The organism is Streptomyces sp. R-74717, assembly GCF_047305335.1.
In the GTDB taxonomy this organism is placed as follows: domain Bacteria; phylum Actinomycetota; class Actinomycetes; order Streptomycetales; family Streptomycetaceae; genus Streptomyces; species Streptomyces atratus.
The window spans coordinates 3,243,284-3,262,818 of record NZ_CP102361.1 but is presented as its reverse complement, the minus strand read 5'-3'; the positions used below and the strand labels follow the sequence as shown (position 1 = coordinate 3,262,818).

Genomic DNA, 19,535 nt, shown 5'->3' with positions numbered 1-19,535 from the left:
GGTGCGCCGGTCCCCGCGACGCGATTCTCGTAGGCATGGCAATCATCGAAGTGAACGGGGTGCACAAGGCCTACGCCGGGCGCCCCGCGGTGGACGGAGTGAGCTTCGCCGTCGACGAGGGGGAGATCTTCGGGATCCTCGGACCCAACGGTGCGGGCAAGACCACCACCGTCGAGTGCGTCGAGGGGCTGCGGGTTCCCGACGCCGGTACGGTCCGCGTCGCCGGCCTCGACCCGGTCGCCGACCACGACCGGGTGACCCGGCTGCTCGGCGCCCAGCTCCAGGAGAGCGAACTGCAGCCCAAGATCACCGTGGCCGAGGCGCTGGAGCTGTACAGCGCCTTCTACCCGGACCCCGCCGACTGGCGTGCGCTGGCCGAACGACTCGGTCTGCACACCAAGTACGGCACCAGGTTCGCCAAACTGTCCGGCGGCCAGAAGCAGCGGCTGTCCATCGCGCTCGCCCTGGTCGGCAACCCGAAGGTCGTGGTCCTCGACGAGCTGACCACGGGTCTGGACCCGCGGGCCCGCCGGGACACCTGGAAGCTGATCGAGGACGTACGCGACAGCGGCGTGACGGTCCTTCTGGTCACCCACTTCATGGAAGAGGCCAGCCGGCTCTGCGACCGGGTTGCCGTGATCGACAAGGGAAAGGTCGTCGCCCTCGACACCCCGTCCGGCCTGATCAGCGGGGCCGGCAGCACCACGGTCATCTCCTTCACGCCTTCACAGCCGCTCGACGACACCGAGCTGGGCCAGCTGCCCGGGGCGGTCTCCGTCGAGCAGAAGGACAGCCGGGTCGTCATCAACGGCACCGACGAGACGGTCAACGCGGTGATCTCGCTGCTGGCCCGCCACCGCATCACCGCACACCAGCTCCGCGTCACCGAGGCAACGCTGGACGACGCCTTCCTCGACCTCACAGAACAGGCGGCCTGAGATGACCACGGCGAACCCGGCCAAGGCGATGGACGCACCCAACCCATGGGCAGCGGTTCTCAGGACCGAGACACGGCTCTTCCTCCGCGAACCCGGCAGCCTGTTCTGGATCCTCGTCTTCCCGACCGCGCTGCTGACGATCCTCGGCCTGATCCCGTCCTTCCGGGACCCCGACGACGCGCTCGGCGGCCGCCGCGTCATCGATCTGTACGTACCGGTGTCGGTGCTGCTCGCCATGATCATGGCCGGACTGCAGGCCATGCCGCCCGTCCTCACCGGCTACCGCGAGCGCGGGATCCTGCGCCGGATGTCCACCACCCCGGTACGCCCCTCCGCGCTACTCACCGCGCAGATCGCCCTGCACGGCGCCGCCGCCCTCGGCTCCGCCGTACTGGCGATGGCCGTCGGCCGGGTCGCCTTCGGCGTCGGACTGCCCGGACAGCCCGTCGCCTACGTCCTGGCGCTGCTCCTGTCGACGGCGAGCGTGCTGACCCTCGGCGCACTGCTCTGTGCCCTCTCCCGTACGACCAAGGCGGCCGCCGCCATCGGTTCGGTCGTGAACCTCCTGATGATGTTCACCGCCGGCGTCTGGATCCCGGTGCAGAGCATGCCCGACACCCTCCGGAACATCGTCCGGTTCACCCCGTTCGGAGCGGCGTCCGAGGCGCTGGACCGGGCGGCGTCCGGCAGCTGGCCTGGCTTCACCCAGCTCGGCGTGATGGCGCTGTGGACGGCGCTGGTGACGCTGCTCGCGACCCGTCTGTTCCGCTGGGAGTGACCGGCGCGCCGGAGACGGGGAGACTGCACCCATGAAGGCGTGGGACACGGCGACGGCACACCGGAACGACACGATGAGCGCCGAGCTCGGGTGGGAACGGTTCTTCAGGTACGGGCCCTACGGGCTCCTCGGCCTGAGCACGTTCGTCTCGGCCGTGAGCGCCCCGCTCCTCATGGACCGCGCGGACGTGCACGCCGCCGTGGTGCTGGTGCCCGTCGCTCTCGCCCTCCAGCTCTGGTGGGGGCGGGTCGGGCCGGTCGTTGCCCCCAAGGCGCGGGCGTCGCAGTTCTACTACGTCGCCCGCACCCTGATCGGCTTCGCGCTGACCTGGTGCAACCCCTTCTACTCGGTGTTCGCGATCCTCGGATACTTCGACACCGGCCGGCTGCTCCCGCAGCGGGCCGTCCGTCCCGCGCTGCTGGTCACGGCCGCCATCATGGCGGGCGCGCAGTGCGGCAGCGGCCTGCCGCCGGTCTCCCTGATGAACTGGTTCGCCTTCGCCGCCCTGTTCGGTCTGCACGCGACCCTCACCATGGTCTTCGCCAGGATCGGCGACCGAGAGGCCGAGCACGCCCGCACCCAGGTCGACACCATCGCCGAACTGGAGTCCGCCAACGCCCGCCTCGAACAGGCCCTCGCGGAGAACGCCGGCCTGCACGCCCAACTCCTCGTCCAGGCCCGCGAGGCGGGCGTCGCCGACGAGCGGCGCCGACTGGCCGCCGAGATCCACGACACTCTCGCGCAGGGCCTGACCGGCATCATCGCCCAGCTCCAGGTGGTGACCTCGATCGCCGACACCGACCCGGCGCTGGCCCGGCAGCACCTCGATCGCGCCGCCGCCCTCGCCCGGCACAGCCTGGGGGAGGCGCGCCGCTCGGTACACGATCTGGTCCCCGCCGCACTGGAGCACGACGACCTCCCCGGCGCGCTGAAGAAGACGGTCGTCGGCTGGGGGGAACGCCACGGGGTCCGGGCCGAGTTCACCGTCACCGGTACCGTCGAGCCGCTCCACGACGAGATAGCCGCCACCCTGCTCCGTATCGCCGAGGAAGCCCTCGCCAACGCCGGCCGCCATGCCGGGGCCTCACGGGTCGGCATCACCCTGTCCTTCATGGGCGACGAACTCACCCTGGACGTACGGGACGACGGCTGCGGCTTCGACCGGGCCGCCCTGCCGCCGTACAGCGGCGCGGGCGGTTTCGGGCTCGGCGGCATGCGGGCCCGCGCCGAACGTATCGCAGGCACCGTAGAGGTGGAGACGGAGCCGGGCCGCGGCACTGCGGTCTGCGCCCGGGTGCCGCTGGTTCAGCACAGCCGATGACCAGTACGGTTGGCCTGCCATGGCTGAGGATTCTGCACGCGTCATCACACTCGTCGTCGTCGACGACCACCCCGTCGTACGGGACGGTCTGCGCGGCATGTTCGATTCGGCCCCCGGCTTCCGGGTCCTCGGGGAGGCGTCGAACGGGGTGGAGGGCGTCGACCTCGTGGCACGGCTCGACCCCGATGTCGTCCTGATGGATCTGCGGATGCCGGGCGGCGGCGGAGTCGCCGCCATCGCCGAACTGACCGGGCGCGGCGCCCGGTCCAAGGTGCTCGTCCTGACCACGTACGACACCGACTCCGACACTCTCCCCGCGATCGAGGCCGGCGCGACCGGCTATCTGCTCAAGGACGCGCCCCGCGACGAGCTGTTCAACGCCGTCCGCGCCGCCGCCGACGGCCGCACCGTGCTTTCGCCCGCCGTCGCCTCCCGCCTGATCTCACGGGTGCGCACCCCGGCGGCGCAGGGCAACGAGTCGCTGTCGGGCCGTGAGCGCGAGGTGCTCGAACTCGTCGCGAAGGGCACCTCGAACCGGGAGATAGCCGCCGAGCTGTTCATCAGCGAGGCCACGGTGAAGACCCACCTCACCCATATCTTCGCCAAGCTGGGCGCCAAGGACCGGGCCGCCGCCGTCGCGGTCGGCTACGACCGGGGCATCCTCGGCTGACCCTCACTCCCTGACCCGCAGCAGCAGCACCGACCTGGCCGGTACGGTCAGCAGCCCGCCGCCCCGGTGGACGGTGCCGGGTGCCACGGCCTGGTCCTCCCGCGAGGTGTCCAGGACCAGTTCGTAACTCTGCGCCCACGGCGGCCCGGGAAGCCGGAAGTCGCCCGGCCGGTGGTCGGCGTGCAGGATCGTCAGAAAGCTGTCGTCCGTGACCTGTTCGCCGTGTGCGTCCCGGCCGGGGATGTCGCGTCCGGAGAGATAGAGCCCGACCGTGGCCGCCGGTGCGTACCAGTCCTCCTCCGTCATCTCCGCCCCCTGCCGGGTGAACCACGCCAGGTCCCGCAGCCCGTCCGCCGCCTGCGCCCGCCCGGAGAAGAAGGCGCGGCGGCGCAGCACCGGGTGCCTGTGGCGCAGGGTGAGGACCCGGGAGGTCAGCTCGGTCAGCGCCCGCCACTCGGGCCGGCCGAGCAGTGACCAGTCCAGCCAGCTGATCTCGTTGTCCTGGCAGTACGCGTTGTTGTTGCCGCCCTGCGTACGGCCCATCTCGTCGCCCGCGACCAGCATCGGCACACCTGTCGACAACAGCAGTGTGGTGAGCAGGTTGCGCAGCTGACGGCGGCGCAGCGCGTTGACCGCGGGGTCGTCGCTCTCGCCCTCGGCTCCGCAGTTCCAGGCCCGGTTGTCCGAGGTGCCGTCCCGGTTGCCTTCGCCGTTGGCCTCGTTGTGCTTCTGCTCGTAGCTGACCAGATCGCGCAGGGTGAAGCCGTCGTGCGCGGTGACGAAGTTGACCGAGGCGTACGGGCGCCGGCCGCCCCATGCGTACAGATCGCTGGATCCGGTCAGCCGGTAGCCGAGATCCCGTACGTCGGGCAGGGTGCCGCGCCAGAAGTCCCTTACGGCGTCCCGGTAGCGGTCGTTCCACTCGGTCCACAGCGGAGGGAAGGCGCCCACCTGGTAGCCGCCGTTGCCGACGTCCCACGGCTCGGCGATCAGCTTCACCCGGCGCAGCACCGGGTCCTGGGCGATCACCGCGAGGAAGGGGGAGAGCATGTCGACGTCGTGCATCGAGCGGGCCAGCGCGGCCGCCAGATCGAAGCGGAAGCCGTCGACGCCCATCTCCGTGACCCAGTAGCGCAGCGAGTCCGTGATCAGCCGCAGGACGTGCGGCTGGACGACATGCAGGGTGTTGCCGCAGCCGGTGTAGTCCGCGTATCTGCGGGCGTCGGACTGGAGGCGGTAGTAGCCCCGGTTGTCGATGCCGCGCAGCGACAGCATGGGACCCAGCTCGCTCGCCTCCGCCGTGTGGTTGTAGACCACATCGAGGATCACCTCGATCCCGGCGTCGTGCAGGGCCCGCACCATCCGTTTGAACTCGCCGACCTGCTGGCCCGCGGTCCCGCTCGCCGAGTAGCCGGCGTGCGGGGCGAAGTAGCCGATGGAGTTGTAGCCCCAGTAGTTGTGCAGGCCGTGCCGGAGCAGATGGTCCTCGTGGGCGAACTGATGCACCGGCAGCAGTTCCACCGCCGTGACCCCGAGCCGCTGCAGATGGCCGATGGCCGCCGGGTGGGCGAGACCGGCGTACGTGCCTCTCAGCTCCTCGGGGATTTCGGGGTGCAGCTTGGTGAAGCCGCGTACATGCAGCTCATAGATGACGGAGTCCGCCCACGGGGTCTTGGGCCGGCGGTCCTGCGCCCAGTCGTCGTCGTCATGGACCACGACACCCTTCGGTACGTACGGAGCGGAGTCCCGTTCGTCGCGCACGGTGTCGGCGACCTGTTGGTGCGGCCAGTCCCTCACATGGCCGTACACCTCGGCCGGGAGGGTGAACGAGCCGTCCACGGCCCGTGCGTACGGATCGAGGAGCAGCTTCGCCGCGTTCCAGCGGGCACCGGTCCAGGGGTCCCAACGGCCGTGCACCCGGTAGCCGTACCGCTGACCCGGCCGTACGCCCGGCACGAAGCCGTGCCAGATCTCATGGGTCAGCTCGGTCAGCGCAAGGCGTGTCTCGCTCCCGTCCTCGTCGAAGAGGCAGAGCTCGACGGCCTCCGCGCCGCCCGCCCAGAGCGCGAAATTGGTGCCCGCCACCCCGTCGGGGCCCACCCGGAAGCGGGCCCCGAGCGGCATCGGGGCGCCGGGCCACACGGCGGGCGGCCGCCTCGGCACGGCCTCCCGCGCACTCTCCGGCACGGCCGTCGTCTCCGTCTCCTGCACTGCCTCCTGCTCGGCTGCGCTCGACACCTGCTCGCCTCCCGCGGCTCGTGGGGACCGGCACCGAAAGGGAGCGCGCGGCGTCCCGGCCGCGGCTCCCCGAGTGTGGTCCTCCCCTCTGTTCTGCCCACACGGCGGCCCGCACTCACGTTTCCCCCGACCGGCCCCCGTCGTTGGGGGGACGTGAACCACGTAGCGAAGAAGGCGGTGGCGAGCTCGGCCACCGTGCTGACATGGGCAGGTCGTCGTGCCGGCCGTACTGAGCGGCTGCACCGGTGCCTGATCCGTCTTCAGCGGGAAGGCATGCTCACCGCAGGAGGCGATCCTGAGCACCCCGCTGGACGGGGCGAAGAACATCGGTCCGGACGACCGGATGGAGGTGAAGGTCCCCGACAGGCTCTCAGGCTCGCCTCCGAGTGCAGCGTCGACGCGGTCGCCCTGGACGGCGCCGGGAACCGCTGCGTCGGGCTGCTCGATGTGGAGGGTGGCAGCAGCGACACCCCGGCCGCCCGGTTCTTCGATCGGACGCTCATCGGCGATGTGATCGAGGTCGTCAACTCCAAGGACGAGCATGTGGCACCGGACAACGGGCACGGAGGCCGGAATCCGAACCGGACCCGGTGGAAGGCCGGCTCGGCCCTCCGCCGAGGCCCCGTCGGATCCCCCGGGGCCTGTCCGGCGGATCAGGACACGGACAGGCCGGCCGGCCCCGCCGCACCCATACCCCGTGTCACCTGGCGAAGTCCCGGGACAAGTTGGGACTGAACGGTGACATCCGCGGGGTCATCTTCCCGCGATCGGTGTGATTATCTTTCGCTGAGCGCGCATGTGCAGCGCGCGGGGGCGGGGGCCTGCGGGCTCCCAGGGTCTTGGCGGGGCCAGACCGTGTGAGGGGAGACGAGCACATTGAACGGGCAGCCGATATCGGGGACATCGGCCGGGGCGAACAGCGGGCGGCGCGGGCGAGGGGCCACCGGACTGCTGGCTCTGGTACTGGGTGCGCTCCTGTTGCTGGTGACGGCGTGCGGCGGGGGAGACGACGCCGGCAGCGCGGGCAAGGGCCGCAAGGACGGGTCGAAGGTCGACGACACCACCGCCTCGCAGGCCGTGGTGACCATTGCGCCGAAGGACAGGGCGGACTCCGTCGCCACCAGTGGGGCACTGAAGATCTCCGCCGAGCAGGGGAAGCTGACCACGGTGAAGGTCGCCGACCCCAAGGGCACCGAGGTCGAGGGGAAGATCGCGGCGGACGGCACGAGCTGGACACCGGACCAGCATCTGGCCGCGGCGACCCAGTACAAGGTCCACGCGGTCGCCAAGGACGCGAAGGGCCGTGAGTCGGCGAAGGACACCAGCTTCACGACGCTGGTCCCGCAGAACACCTTCATCGGGCAGTACACCCCGGAGGACGGTTCCACGGTCGGCGTCGGCATGCCCGTCTCGATCCACTTCACCCGTGGCATCACCGACCCGGCAGCGGTCGAGAACGCCATCAAGGTGACGGCCGAGCCTTCCGTACCGATCGAGGGCCACTGGTTCGGCAACGACCGCCTCGACTTCCGCCCCGAGAAGTACTGGGCCGCGGGAACCAAGGTGACCGTGAAGCTCAACCTCGACGGCGTCGAGGGGCGTCCGGGCGTCTACGGCAAGCAGGCCAAGACGATCTCCTTCACCATCGGCCGCAGGCAGGTCAGCAACGTCGACGCGAGCACGCACCGGATGAAGGTCGTCCGCGACGGCAAGCAGATCAAGGACATCCCGATCTCGGCGGGTGCCCCGGCGACCACCACGTACAACGGCCAGATGGTCATCAGCGAGAAGCTCAAGGTGACCCGGATGAACGGTGACACCGTCGGCTTCGGCGGCGAGTACGACATCAAGGACGTGCCGCACGCGATGCGCCTGTCCACCTCGGGCACCTTCATCCACGGCAACTACTGGGGCGCTTCCGGGGTCTTCGGCACGACCAACACCAGTCATGGCTGTGTCGGTCTCCAGGACGTGCGTGGTGCCTGGAGCAAGAAGACCGCGGCGGCCTGGTTCTTCGACAACTCGCTCATCGGCGACGTAGTGGTCGTGAAGAACTCGCAGGACAGGACGATCCAGCCGGACAACGGCCTCAACGGCTGGAACATGTCCTGGTCGGAGTGGACCAAGTAGCTCGCGTTAGCCCCGGTTAACCTGCCTCTCATGACCGCAACCCTCGAAGTAAGTGACGGCGTCGGCACGATCCTGCTGGACCGTCCGCCCATGAACGCCCTGGATGTCGCCACCCAGGACCGGCTGCGTGAACTCGCCGAAGAGGCGACCCGGCGCGACGACGTGCGTGCCGTGGTCCTCTACGGCGGCGAGAAGGTGTTCGCGGCGGGCGCGGACATCAAGGAGATGCAGGCGATGGACCACACGGCGATGGTCGTACGGTCCAAGGCGCTGCAGGACTCCTTCACCGCGGTGGCCCGGATCCCCAAGCCCGTCGTCGCCGCAGTCACCGGCTACGCACTGGGCGGCGGCTGCGAGCTGGCGCTCTGTGCCGACTTCCGGATCGCCGCCGACAACGCCAGGCTGGGCCAGCCCGAGATCCTGCTCGGACTGATCCCCGGAGCGGGCGGCACCCAGCGCCTCGCCCGGCTGATCGGCCCCTCCCGGGCCAAGGACCTGATCTTCACCGGCCGCCATGTGAAGGCCGAGGAGGCCCTGACGATCGGTCTGGTGGACCGCGTGGTGCCCGCCGCCGAGGTGTACGAGCAGGCGCAGGCCTGGGCCGCCAAGCTGGCGAAGGGGCCCGCCCTCGCGCTGCGCGCCGCCAAGGAATCCGTCGACGCCGGCCTGGAGACGGACATCGACACCGGGCTCACGATCGAGCGGAACTGGTTCGCCGGTCTGTTCGCCACCGAGGACCGGGAGCGCGGTATGCGCAGCTTCGTGGAAGAGGGTCCGGGCAAGGCCAAGTTCCTCTGACCGAACGCCAGTTGGGCACAGAGTGACGCGGATTCATCCGTGCGGGCGGATTGGCCGGGCCTCAAAGGAGCCTTGAGGCCCGGCCGGTCGAAGGGGCTGGCAATCTCGCTCGGAGGCATTATCTGTGCAGGTCAGATGAGGTGTGTCGGGCCGCATTCTGCCAGTGGCATATGCCTACCGACCTCTCCGGATTGATGCGTTCCGGGGTGCGGATTCCTTTGGAACGGCCCCGGAGTGCTCGCCTTGCGGCCATGATGGTGTGCATGGCGGGCCTGGAGGGTGTGGAACAGCCGCGACCGCGCAGCGGCGCGACAGCGGCACGCTGGATGCCGGCGGTCGACGACGAACAGGCGTTCAAGGCGCTGGAGTTGTTCGGAAACCCGGCGGAGGGTGAAGTCCGGCTGCCGTCCCGCCCGGAGTCCGCGGCCACCGCCCGAAGGCTCACCTCGTGTGTGATGCTGCGTCAGTGGGCGCTCTCCCCGCAAACCGCCGAATACGCCGTACTGCTCGTCTCGGAGCTCGTCGGCAATGCGGTACGGCACACCGGCGCCCGGGTTTTCGGGTTACGGATGCTGCGCCGTCGCGGCTGGATCCGGATCGAGGTGCGTGACCCCTCGCGTGGACTGCCGTGTCTGATGCCCGTCCAGGAGATGGACACCAGCGGCCGGGGGCTCTTCCTCGTCGACAAGCTCTCCGACCGGTGGGGCGTGGACCTGCTGCCGCGCGGCAAGACCACCTGGTTCGAGATGCGGATCTCCGACCGCTGACCTCCGGCGGGCTCGTGCCCGGATGCACAGAAGCCCCCGGTCTGCCGTGGTGCGGCGCTTCGGGGGCTGCTGTGTGGGGGCCGTGAAATGGGGGGTGTGTTCACGGCCGCTCGTGACGACCGAGCTCGGGTCAATGCGGTCGTGTCACCGACTATGGCAGACCGGCGACCTCACCGCCAAAGGTGCAAACGGTGTATTCGCTGCCATAGTGCGACATTCTTCAGGTGAATCGCAGGTGTGATGGGTCACTTGCCTGGAAAACCATGAATATTTATGAGATTCAGCGGGTGATTCAATCGTGTCACCCAGATGCTCATATATTGTCATTCTTTGTTCGTTTTGCCCCTACTGTTCTTCACATGAACGCCTCCGACACACCGGTGCACCGCCGCAGCGCTCTGCGCGCGGGAGCAGGGGCCGCCATCGCCGGTGCCCTCACCGCCGGATGCGCGGACCACGGCGACGCCGCCGGTACGTCGGCCAGGACCGTGCCGACCGCAGTGAGCCCGAAGAACCTCGTCACCGCGACCACCCGGCCCGCGGCCCCGCACCCCGCGCCCGCCCCGCACCGCTTCCCCGGGCAGCCGGTCCAGATCGACCACGGCCCCCGCGACCGCGCCCGAGTCGCCCTCACCTTCCACGGCCAGGGCGACCCCGCCATCGCCCGGACCGTACTTGCCGAGGCCGAACGGGCCCACGCCCGGATCACCGTCCTCGCCGTCGGCAGCTGGCTCGACGAGCACCCCGAGATGGCCCGCCGCATCCTCGACGGCGGCCACGACCTCGGCAACCACACCCAGCGCCACATCGACATCTCCTCGATGGGCGAGGCCGAGGCGTACGCGGAGATCACCGGCTGCGCCCAGCGGCTGCGCCGGCTCACCGGCTCCATCGGCACCTGGTTCAGGCCCTCCCGCACCCGGTACGCCACCCCGCTCGTCCAGCGGCTCGCCGCCAGGGCGGGCTACCCGCACGTCCTCTCGTACGACGTGGACTCCCTCGACTTCACCTCTCCCGGCGCCGCGGCCGTCACCCGCAAGGTGGCCGGGGAGATCCGCAACGGATCGGTGGTGAGCCTGCATTTCGGCTACGCGGACACCGTCGCCGCCCTGCCTCTCCTCCTCACCGAAATCGACCGCCGCCGACTGCGCGCGGTGACGACCACGGAGCTGCTGACCTGATGCCTCCCTCCACCAAGCTCACCGCGGCCCTGCTCGGGGGCGTCCTGCTGGCGGTACTCACCGGCTGCGGCACTTCTGCCGAGAAGGGGAACGCCGAGGCCGCCGCACCGTCCGGCAGAGCGAAGCCCGCGCTGCCCGGCATGCCACCGGTGCTCGACGCCAAGGACGTCTACGCGGCCGACCGGCCGGGGAAGCTCTCCCCGGTCGTCAAGGACTTCCCGTCCCGCGTGTACGTCCCCAACACCAACTCCGACACGGTGTCGGTGATCGATCCCGCGACGTACAAGGTCATCAGGACCATCAAGGTCGGCCGCCAGCCGCAGCACGTCGTCCCCTCCTGGGACCTGAAGACCCTCTGGGTCAACAACGACATCGGTGACAGCCTCACGGCCATCGATCCGGCCACCGGGAAGGTGAGCCGCACGGTGCCCGTCTCCGACCCGTACAACCTCTACTTCACACCGGACGGCAAGTACGCCGTGGTGATGGCCTCGATGGACCGCCAATTGGTCTTCCGTGACGCCCACACCATGAAGACGGCCAAGGCCGTCCCGGTCAGCTGCGCGGGCGTCAACCACGCCGATTTCTCCATGGACGGCCGGTACTTCATCGTCTCCTGCGAGTTCTCCGGCGAACTCCTCAAGGTCGACACGGCGCAGATGAAGGTCGTCGGCCGGCAGAAGCTGCCGTTCAAAGGCGCGATGCCGCAGGACGTGAAGCTGTCACCCGACGGCGGCACGTTCTACATCGCGGACATGATGGCCAACGGGGTGTGGGTGCTGGACGGGAAGAAGTTCACCACCCCGAAACTGCTGCCCACCGGCAAGGGTGCCCACGGCCTCTACGTCAGCCGCGACTCCGAGGAGATGTACATCTCCAACCGGGGCGAGGGCTCCATCTCCGTCTTCGACTTCGCACAGCGCAAACTGGCGAAGAAATGGCGCCTGCCGAACGGCGGCAGCCCCGACATGGGCGGAGTCTCGGCCGACGGCAAGGTGCTCTGGCTGAGCGGGCGTTACAACTCCGAGGTGTACGCGATCGACACCGCCAGCGGCAAACAGCTCGCCCGGATCCCGGTGGGCAGCGGCCCGCACGGACTCGCCGTCTACCCGCAGCCGGGCCGCTACTCACTCGGCCACACCGGCGTCTTCCGCTGACGGCCCGGCGCCGGCCACGAGCCGTGACCCAGCTGACCCGCTGAACACTCACCCCGCGACCAACAGGGCCTCCGAGCCCACCGGTCGGTAGCCCGCCGCCTGGAACGTCCGCACACTGCGGGCGTTCCCCGGCGACTGCTGCGCCCACACCACCGCGTCCGGCACCAGATGCCGGGCCGCCCGCGCCAGCCGTTCCCCCAGCCGCCGGCCGCGCGCCTCCTCGGCCACCTCGACCGCGGTCTCCCAGCGCCCCGCGACTCCCCGGCCGAGGATCACCACACCGCCGTCGGCGGACCAGACCCGCACCTCGTCGCGGTACTTCATCGCCCGCGCCACCCGAGGATGCTCCGGGTCCTCGATCTCCCGCAGCGCGATCTCCGGCTCGCCCGGCAGCGCGTCCGCGACCGTCAGAAGATCAATGGTGTTCATGTGCCGGCCGCTCCGGGCCAGCAGCGCGCTCAGGAAGTACGGATTCATCGTCGCGGCGAGCGCGTCACCGGGGGTGGCGGCCAGCAGGGCCCGCACCCACCGCGGATCCTCGTCGGTGAACACCACCGAGTGCGCGGTGAACGCCAGCACTCCCGCATCCCGGGCGCCCGGCTGCCCCACCACCGTCGTGGACCCGTCCGGCGGGGGAAACCGTCCGTGCGCCGCAGCCGCCAGGATCTTTGCCAGTGTGTCGTCCATCGGCGTCTCGCTCCCCGGTCCCGAACGCGGTCCGCCGGGCGGCGGACTCCCCATCCATGATCGACTACCGGCCGCCGCGACCGCCATCCGTCGCGCCCGTTAATCTGACCCCCGTCAGTCAGACACTGGTCAGGCATTACGAAGGGGCGAAACTGTGGCGGACATCGAGTCGGCACGCAAGGCATTCCAGCGGTTCGATCAGAACGGCGACGGGCTGATATCGGCTGCCGAGTACAAGAGCGTGATGGCTCAGCTCGGCGACCCCTACGTCACCGAGCCGGTGGCCCAGGCCGTCATCAACTCGCACGACGCCAATGGCGACGGGCTGCTCACGTTCGACGAGTTCTGGGCGGCGCAGAACAAGGGCTGATGCCGGGAGGACCCCCGGCCCGCGGGCCGGGGGCCGCCGCCCGCGCCGTTGCCGGCGGCGGACCGACCGGTGTCAGGTGTTCCTCCGGTACGGTGCCCAGCCGCGCAGCTCCTCGTCGCGCGGGGCGCTCACCACGGCGGGCGCTTCGGGGCCGAAGCCCATCACCGGGCGGGACGTGTCCCAGGCGGGCCAGCCGGGATCGCCGGAGGCGGCGAACCGCACCCACGCCGCGTGCATCGCGTCGGCCAGCTCCTGCGGGGCGTCCTCGCCGGCCAGAGCCACCGCGTCGGGCCGGTCCAGTGTGTCGAAGACGAAGGCGATCTCCAGCGCGTGACAGGCGCCGAGCCGCAGCACGGGGGACGGCCAGCCGAACTCGTAGAGATGGGTGCTCCCCGAGGCACCGGCGCGCGCATCGGCCACCCGGTTCAGCGGGACGCGCAGCAGCAGATCGGTGGCCAGCGCCCCGAGCAGCTCACCCGGAGTGGCACCAGGCCGGTTCGCGCGGTACGTACGCGCCGTGGCGCCCGGCACCTTGAACTTCAGCAGGGCCAGCCGCAGCTTGATCCTGGACAGCCGCTCCGTCAGACCGCTCGGCACGAACCAGAGCCGGTACTCCTCGCTGTTCGTGCCCATCAGCAGATCGACGTCGTTCGCGGCGCCGTCCAGCAGCGCTTCGAGCGGATCTCGGGGCAGCAGATCGCCGTCCACCACGATCTGGAAGGAATTCCCGCCGGTCAGCGGGGAGCCGCCGGAAGTCACCTCGGTCTGCGCCGCCAGGAGCTGCGCCGGGTCCACCGCAGCCAGCGCCCCGGCCGTCGCCGCGGCCCCCAGCCGTTTCGCGATCAGCTCCGTGGTGCGGCGGGCAGCGGCGTCCAGGGGCAGCGCGGTCGGCGCACCGCTCTGCAGCACCGCACGTCGGAACAGGCCCTTGGCTCGCGGGGCGGCCAGCAGGGCGGCGATGCTGATGGCCCCCGCCGACTCACCGCACACCGTGACCAGGTCCGGATCGCCGCCGAACGCCGCGATGTTGTCCCGCACCCAGGCCAGCGCCGCGAGCTGATCGAGCAGCCCCCGGTTGGCGGGCGCGTCCGGGAACACCCCGAACCCCTCAACGCCGAGGCGGTAGTTGACCGACACGAGGACGACGCCGTCACGGGCGAACGCCGCCCCGTCGTACACCGGCACGGCCGACGAGCCGTGCAGCAGCGAACCGCCGTGGATCCAGACGAGGACGGGCAGCCCGGTACGGGCCGGGGACGGCGTCCACACATTGAGGTTGAGGCAGTCGTCGCCGGGCACGTCGGGATCGGGCAGCAGCCGGTCCAGCGGCGGGGAGTACGGCCGCTTGGGCGCGGTCGGCCCGAACGCCACCGCTTCCCGTACCCCCTCCCAGGGCTCGGGCGGCTCCGGCGCCCGGAAGCGGCGGGCGCCGACCGGCGCAGCCGCGTACGGGATACCGCGGAACACGGCGACGCCCTGCTCCAGCGCGCCGCGCACCGCCCCGTGGACCGTGCTGACCTGCGGTGACGTCTTGGATATGGGAGGGGGTACGGCAGTCATGAGGTGGTTTCAGCCCTTCTGCGGCGCCGCGAACGTGGACGGTGCGGTTGCGGAGAGTGCGACGGTCGACGAGCCGGATGGATGGTGGGTGCGGGAGCCGTCGGGGTGCAGCACGGTCTGCTGCCCGCGGCCGGGGCGAGGGGGGCGTGCGGGGGCGGTCATGGCGGACGTGGCTCCGGTCGTCGTCGGTCGGGGCGCCGACGTCGGCCGGATGGATCAGGAAGAGGCGGCCGTCAGCGCCCGCTTGAGGACCTTGCCGGTCGGGCCGAGCGGCAGCGTCTCGGTGAATCGCACGATCCGCGGATACTTGTGCCGGCCGAGCCGGTCCCGGGACCAGGCGATCACGTCCTCCTCCGTCACCGCACCCGCATCCGCGCGCAGCACGACGACCGCGCAGATCTCCTCGCCGCGCGCCTCGTCCGGCACGCCGATCACCGCGACCTCGGAGATCGCCGGATGGCGCACGAGCACCTCTTCGACCTCACGCGGATAGATGTTGAAGCCGCCCCGGATGACCAGGTCCTTCTTCCGGTCGACGATGCTCAGGAAGCCGTCCTCGTCCCGCACCCCGAGATCCCCGGTGCGGAACCAGCCGTCGACCAGGGCGGCGGCTGTCGCCTCCGGATCGTCGAGATACCCCGCGAAGACATTGTGGCCGCGCACCACGACCTCGCCGACCTCGCCGTCCGGCAGCAGCACCACGGCGTCCTCGACCGCCGCGTCCGCGACACCGATCTCCACGCCCCAGACCGGGTGGCCGACCGTGCCGGGTCGCCGGCCGAGCTCCGGCTGGTTGAAGGTGGCGGCGGGGGAGGTCTCGGTCAGCCCGTAACCCTCCAGGACCTGCGTCGCGAAGGTCTCCTCGAAGCGTTCGAGTACGGCGACGGGGAGCGCGGCGCCGCCCGAGACGGCCGCGCGCAGAGTGAGACGGTGCGTCGTGCCGTCCTTCGCCGCCGCCTCGACAAGTGCGTGATACATCGTCGGTACGCCCATGAAGACGCTGACGCCCTCGGCGGCCAGCAGTTCGAGTGCGCCCGCGCCGCTGAAGCGCGGCATGAGGACGAGCGTGGCCCCTGCCCGTAGCGTCGCGTTCATCGCACAGGTCTGCCCGTAGCTGTGGAACAGCGGCAGACAGCCCAGGACCACGTCGTCGATGTCCAGCCCCACCAGGTCGTGGGCGATCACGGACGCGTTCATCACGATGTTGAGATGGGTGAGAAGCGCACCCTTCGGCCGCCCGGTCGTGCCGCTCGTGTAGAGGATCACCGCGGTGTCGTCCGGCGCCGCGGGCTCCGGCGCGGGCAGCGGGTCACCGTCCGTCGGCACGCCGCGCACGGCCCGCACCCCCGCGGCACGCGCCCCCTCCTCGGCCACCGGCCACAGCGGACCACCACTGATCAGCGCAACGGAACCGCTGTGCCGCAGTACGTACGCCACCTCGTCGGCCACCAGCAGCCCATGCACCGGTACGACCGTCGCCCCGGCGGCGAGCGCCCCGTAGTACGCGTACAGGAAGTCCGCCGAATTGGGCAGCAGCACCGCCACCCGGTCACCCGGACGCACCCCGGACGCCCGCAGCGCGCCCGCGCAGCGCAGCGTCCGGGCCCACAGCTCCCGGTAGGTGAGCCGTGTGCCCGAATCGACCACGGCGACGCGGTCGGGATACCTGCGGGCCGACTCGCGCAGGACAGTGGCGACGCTGAGAAACATGACACGCTCCAGGAAACATGGTGTTCACACGGCTGCTGCTGCTCAGAATCAGCCGCCGGCCCGTCTCCACACAATGTGCAGATGCCCACCATGCGCCTGGTCCACCTGGGCAGCAGCCCCTCGGAGATGTAGGCGACAAGGCATCCGCCTATCGGGAGGGTGGCGCTAGCCTTCCGGCATGGCGGACAATCCCGGAGCCCGGACCCCTCGCGGCGACGACCACGGCAGCGGCGGCGCCGACGGGGAGCTGCGCCGCGCCCTGGCCGTCGCTCTGGTGCCGCAGATCGACGAACTGACCCGGCGGGTCGTCGCCGACATCCACGCGCACAGCGGCACGTACGCCTCCGGCGCGCCCGTCAGCCGGGACGATCTGTGGGAGATCTGCCGCGACAATCTGCTGCGGGCACTGGAGGACTTCGGCGGACTGCCCCCCAGCGGGGGTGACTTCGAGTACGCGGCGCGCGAGACGGGACGGCGGCGCGCGGAGCAGAACGTACCGCTGGACACCGTGCTGCAGGCCTACCGGCGCGGGGGCCGGGTGATGTGGCAGGTGATGGCGGAGCACCTGCGGGCGACACGGGCCGGTGGGGCCGGTGGGGCCGGGCGGGGGCAGGACCCCGCAGGCGTGGTCGCGGGCGACCGGGATACCGAGCTCGACATGGCGGGCGCCGTGTGGGAGACCATCGACCGCTACTCGCTCGTGATGGCCGAGTCGTACCGGCTGACCCAGCTGGAGATGCAGGGCCGCCAGGACACCCGCCGCGTCGCTCTCTTCGAGGCCCTGCTCGACGGGCGCGGGGACGACCCGGCGGTCGCCGCGGCAGCCTCCGCCGCGCTCGGAGTGCCGGTCCACGACCGGTACGTCATCGTCGTCGCCGCCCAGGACCCGGCCGCGCCGCCCAACCCGGCGCCCGTCCTCGACGACCACGGCATCTGGTCCTTCTGGCGGCCGAGATCGGGCCGGTACGCGGGAATCGTACGGCTGGCCGCGGGGGAGTCCGGCGTACTGCTCGACCTGCTGCGCCACCGCACCGGTGCCACCACGGGTGTATCACCGGAGTTCGACCGGCTCGCCCAGGCGGGCCGGGCCCTGCGGCTGGCCGAGCAGGCCCTGCGTACGCTGCCCGCCGGCAGCGGCGAGGCCGCGGCGTTCGACGACCGGCTGGCGGAGGTCCTCCTCGTCGGCCGGCCCGAGATCGCCGAGCGCATCGTCACCACGCAACTGGGCGCCGTTCTGGACGCGGCGGCCGAACGCGACGCGCTGCTCAGCACGCTGCGGGTCTGGCTCGACAGTGGCTGCTCGGCGGCGCGTGCCGCCGAGCTCCTCTACTGCCACCGCAACACGGTCCTCAACCGGATCGGCCGGATCGCCGAACTCACCGGCCGTTCCGCGGAGTCGGGCGAGGCGCGGCTGGGGTGGGCACTGGCCCTCAGGGCGTTGCCGCTGAGGGGCGCCGATGGGGAACCGGCGCCCACGGAGGACCACGTGGGCCAGGAGGGTGCTGAAGATCTTGGCCGGGCTCGCGACGCCCGGCACGCACATCTGCGGCGTTGCCGAAACGCCCTGATAGCTCCTTCCCCAAGCTCTCAACTTCGTTCGAGCAGGGGAGACCCCACCTGAGGACGCTCCGGCGCCTTGCAGCTGCACGCACCGAACGCCGCTCCCTGATCCGGCCAAGATCTTCAGCACCCTCCTGGAGACGAACACTCCGGAGATCCTGTCGACGACGACCGGAGGCGGCGCGGAGGCCGGAGGCCTGCCGTCGGGCCTCCGGAGACCTGCCTGCTGCCTCCGGCCCCCGCGCCGTGCTCTGCCGTCCGGTCAGGCGGCGAAGTGCCGTGACAGCGACTCCCGTTCGTCGATCTCCACCAGATCGGGACGGGTGTAGCGTTCCGCGCGGGCGTGGTAGTCGAAGTCGCCCCGGACCAGACCGCGGTAGTCCTGCACGCACCGCTCCAGCGCGGCCCGGGTGGGGCCGTGGATTCCGGCCGCTTCTATTTCGTCGATCAGTTCCTTCTCGGCGCGCTGCACCCGTTCCGCTATCTCGGCGAGCTGCCCCCCGGCCTCGTCGACGGCCTCCTGGAGTGTGAATCCGCTGTCGCGCTGAATGAGCCGTACCGCATTGTGCTCGTAACCGAGCAGTGCCTCCTTCTCGAAGGAGCAGATGTCGTTGCAGAGCCCCGAGTGATCGGTTACGGCATTGCGCAGGGCGATATACGCGGGAAGGCTCCGGGCCGATTCCGGAAGGTCGATGCTGGCGGTGATCTCATGCAGATCGAGGAAGGGCTGCATGGCCACCGAATCCCGGCGGTGCTTCACGAATTCGTTCCTGGTCGGCACCTGCCCGGCGGCCCGTTCCACCGCCTCGGCGTAGTAGGTCCACAGCCAGGAGACCGTGTCCCGCCGGAACTGCCGGATCCAGCGCGGCGAGCGGTCGTGGTACGTCCGGGCCCGCAGGCCCACGAGCGCGTGCTCCATGGCGCCGCGCGGCTGTTCGCCGTCGAGTACGGCCACCAGCCGGTCGATCGCCGCCTCGCACATGCGGGGATCACGTCCGGCGGGGCCGTCGTCGAACTCGTCGTCGACGAGGAAGGCCCAGAAGAGCCACTGGCAGAAGAGATCGAGATGCTGCTGTGAAGCAGTGGGGAATATGAGGGATATCCAGAGTTCGGGCCTGGTCCGGATCATCTTCTTCCGGGCCATCGGGGAGAGTGCGAGACCATTGGATTCGGCCCACTCCCAAGCGGCCTTCCTGGTCTCCTCGATGCCGGGATTGCATCCCGCGCTCTGGAACGGCATATGAAACTCTGGCAGCGCAATCTGGCTCATTGGTGCCCCTCGTCGAGACGATGCGGATGAACGATACGAACGGGTATCTGATCGAATTCACGCGTCGGCGCCAGTACGCATCGGGGTGCGGGCCGCCTGCTCCCGCCCGGCCCTGGCCAGAGGGCCACCGTACGAGATGAGCCGGTCATCCCTGCTCACTCTCCTCCGTCGGGGGTCGGGGCATCGGGGCCGGGCTCGCGGGCCCGCGGTGGCAAGCGCCCTTGGCTCAGGACGGCGGCATCACCATGCGTGACCCACAGTCAACCCGCTGTGGGTGAGGGAGGGAAGTCGTGTGTGACCGAAATTGCGCGATCGTCATGGAACGAGTGAATATCTCTGAGCAGTTGGTGATCTCTTGGGGCGATCGCTGTGCCGACGGCGCAGACGCCTGCGAAGCCCG

The 19,535-nt window shown here is 70.4% G+C and carries 17 protein-coding genes and 1 pseudogene; 12 read left to right on the top strand and 6 right to left on the bottom strand.

Features of this window, described 5'->3' with window-relative positions; translation table 11 throughout:
• Positions 1-35: 35 nt before the first annotated feature.
• From NRF20_RS14615 to NRF20_RS14600, 4 genes are read left to right on the top strand one after another with little or no spacing between them, the layout of a single operon-like run.
• Positions 36-938, top strand: a complete 903-nt coding sequence (locus NRF20_RS14615; RefSeq protein ID WP_413752693.1) for an ABC transporter ATP-binding protein — start codon at positions 36-38, stop codon at positions 936-938.
• A 1-nt stretch (position 939) separates the two neighbouring features.
• Positions 940-1,716: an ABC transporter permease gene (locus NRF20_RS14610; protein ID WP_398633920.1), complete on the top strand. Its 777-nt coding sequence runs from the start codon at positions 940-942 to the stop codon at positions 1,714-1,716.
• Positions 1,717-1,747: 31 nt separating this feature from the next.
• A complete protein-coding gene (locus tag NRF20_RS14605; protein WP_398633919.1) occupies positions 1,748-3,037 on the top strand; it encodes a sensor histidine kinase in 1,290 nt (429 codons plus the stop codon).
• Positions 3,038-3,056: 19 nt separating this feature from the next.
• On the top strand, positions 3,057-3,707 hold the full coding sequence (locus NRF20_RS14600) for a response regulator (RefSeq protein WP_383973624.1): 651 nt from the start codon (positions 3,057-3,059) through the stop codon (positions 3,705-3,707).
• A 3-nt stretch (positions 3,708-3,710) separates the two neighbouring features.
• On the opposite strand, the gene glgX is transcribed toward NRF20_RS14600, so the two are convergent.
• Positions 3,711-5,945, bottom strand: coding sequence for a glycogen debranching protein GlgX (glgX, locus tag NRF20_RS14595; RefSeq protein WP_398633918.1), 2,235 nt, complete (start codon positions 5,943-5,945; stop codon positions 3,711-3,713).
• Between the two features lie 429 nt (positions 5,946-6,374).
• Here glgX and NRF20_RS14590 point away from each other — a divergent pair.
• The 6 genes and pseudogenes from NRF20_RS14590 to NRF20_RS14565 form a co-directional block, all read left to right on the top strand.
• Positions 6,375-6,560 (top strand): annotated as a pseudogene (locus NRF20_RS14590) (hypothetical protein); the annotation flags it as partial.
• A 261-nt stretch (positions 6,561-6,821) separates the two neighbouring features.
• Positions 6,822-8,075 carry an Ig-like domain-containing protein gene (locus NRF20_RS14585; protein ID WP_398633917.1) on the top strand — a complete coding sequence of 418 codons (1,254 nt, stop codon included), beginning with the start codon at positions 6,822-6,824 and terminating at the stop codon, positions 8,073-8,075.
• A gap of 30 nt (positions 8,076-8,105) precedes the next feature.
• Complete coding sequence (locus NRF20_RS14580; protein ID WP_114246758.1) at positions 8,106-8,873, top strand: enoyl-CoA hydratase/isomerase family protein; 768 nt, start codon at positions 8,106-8,108, stop codon at positions 8,871-8,873.
• Positions 8,874-9,124: 251 nt separating this feature from the next.
• Complete coding sequence (locus NRF20_RS14575; protein ID WP_413752692.1) at positions 9,125-9,640, top strand: ATP-binding protein; 516 nt, start codon at positions 9,125-9,127, stop codon at positions 9,638-9,640.
• Between the two features lie 359 nt (positions 9,641-9,999).
• A complete protein-coding gene (locus tag NRF20_RS14570) occupies positions 10,000-10,821 on the top strand; it encodes a polysaccharide deacetylase family protein (protein WP_398633915.1) in 822 nt (273 codons plus the stop codon).
• A complete protein-coding gene (locus NRF20_RS14565) occupies positions 10,821-11,978 on the top strand; it encodes a hypothetical protein (protein WP_398633914.1) in 1,158 nt (385 codons plus the stop codon). Before NRF20_RS14570 ends, NRF20_RS14565 begins: the two co-directional genes overlap by 1 nt.
• A gap of 48 nt (positions 11,979-12,026) precedes the next feature.
• On the opposite strand, the gene NRF20_RS14560 is transcribed toward NRF20_RS14565, so the two are convergent.
• Positions 12,027-12,665: a GNAT family N-acetyltransferase gene (locus tag NRF20_RS14560; RefSeq protein ID WP_398633913.1), complete on the bottom strand. Its 639-nt coding sequence runs from the start codon at positions 12,663-12,665 to the stop codon at positions 12,027-12,029.
• A gap of 154 nt (positions 12,666-12,819) precedes the next feature.
• On the opposite strand from NRF20_RS14560, the gene NRF20_RS14555 reads away from it, so the two are divergent.
• Positions 12,820-13,035: an EF-hand domain-containing protein gene (locus tag NRF20_RS14555; protein ID WP_266357792.1), complete on the top strand. Its 216-nt coding sequence runs from the start codon at positions 12,820-12,822 to the stop codon at positions 13,033-13,035.
• A gap of 72 nt (positions 13,036-13,107) precedes the next feature.
• Here the strand turns inward: NRF20_RS14555 and NRF20_RS14550 are convergent, their stop codons facing one another.
• From NRF20_RS14550 to NRF20_RS14540, 3 genes are read right to left on the bottom strand one after another with little or no spacing between them, the layout of a single operon-like run.
• Positions 13,108-14,595 carry a carboxylesterase/lipase family protein gene (locus tag NRF20_RS14550; protein ID WP_398633912.1) on the bottom strand — a complete coding sequence of 496 codons (1,488 nt, stop codon included), beginning with the start codon at positions 14,593-14,595 and terminating at the stop codon, positions 13,108-13,110.
• Between the two features lie 9 nt (positions 14,596-14,604).
• Positions 14,605-14,757, bottom strand: a complete 153-nt coding sequence (locus tag NRF20_RS14545; RefSeq protein WP_413752691.1) for a hypothetical protein — start codon at positions 14,755-14,757, stop codon at positions 14,605-14,607.
• Positions 14,758-14,811: 54 nt separating this feature from the next.
• The gene (locus NRF20_RS14540; protein WP_413752690.1) at positions 14,812-16,305 is read right to left on the bottom strand and encodes a long-chain-fatty-acid--CoA ligase; all 1,494 of its coding nucleotides are present in this window, start codon (positions 16,303-16,305) and stop codon (positions 14,812-14,814) included.
• Between the two features lie 178 nt (positions 16,306-16,483).
• Here NRF20_RS14540 and NRF20_RS14535 point away from each other — a divergent pair, with 178 nt between their 5' ends.
• Positions 16,484-17,926 (top strand): PucR family transcriptional regulator, encoded by a 1,443-nt coding sequence (locus NRF20_RS14535; protein ID WP_413752689.1) that lies wholly within the window; start codon positions 16,484-16,486, stop codon positions 17,924-17,926.
• A 201-nt stretch (positions 17,927-18,127) separates the two neighbouring features.
• Here NRF20_RS14535 and NRF20_RS14530 read toward each other — a convergent pair whose 3' ends face one another.
• Positions 18,128-19,135, bottom strand: coding sequence for a terpene synthase family protein (locus NRF20_RS14530; RefSeq protein WP_413752688.1), 1,008 nt, complete (start codon positions 19,133-19,135; stop codon positions 18,128-18,130).
• Between the last annotated feature and the right edge of the window lie 400 nt (positions 19,136-19,535).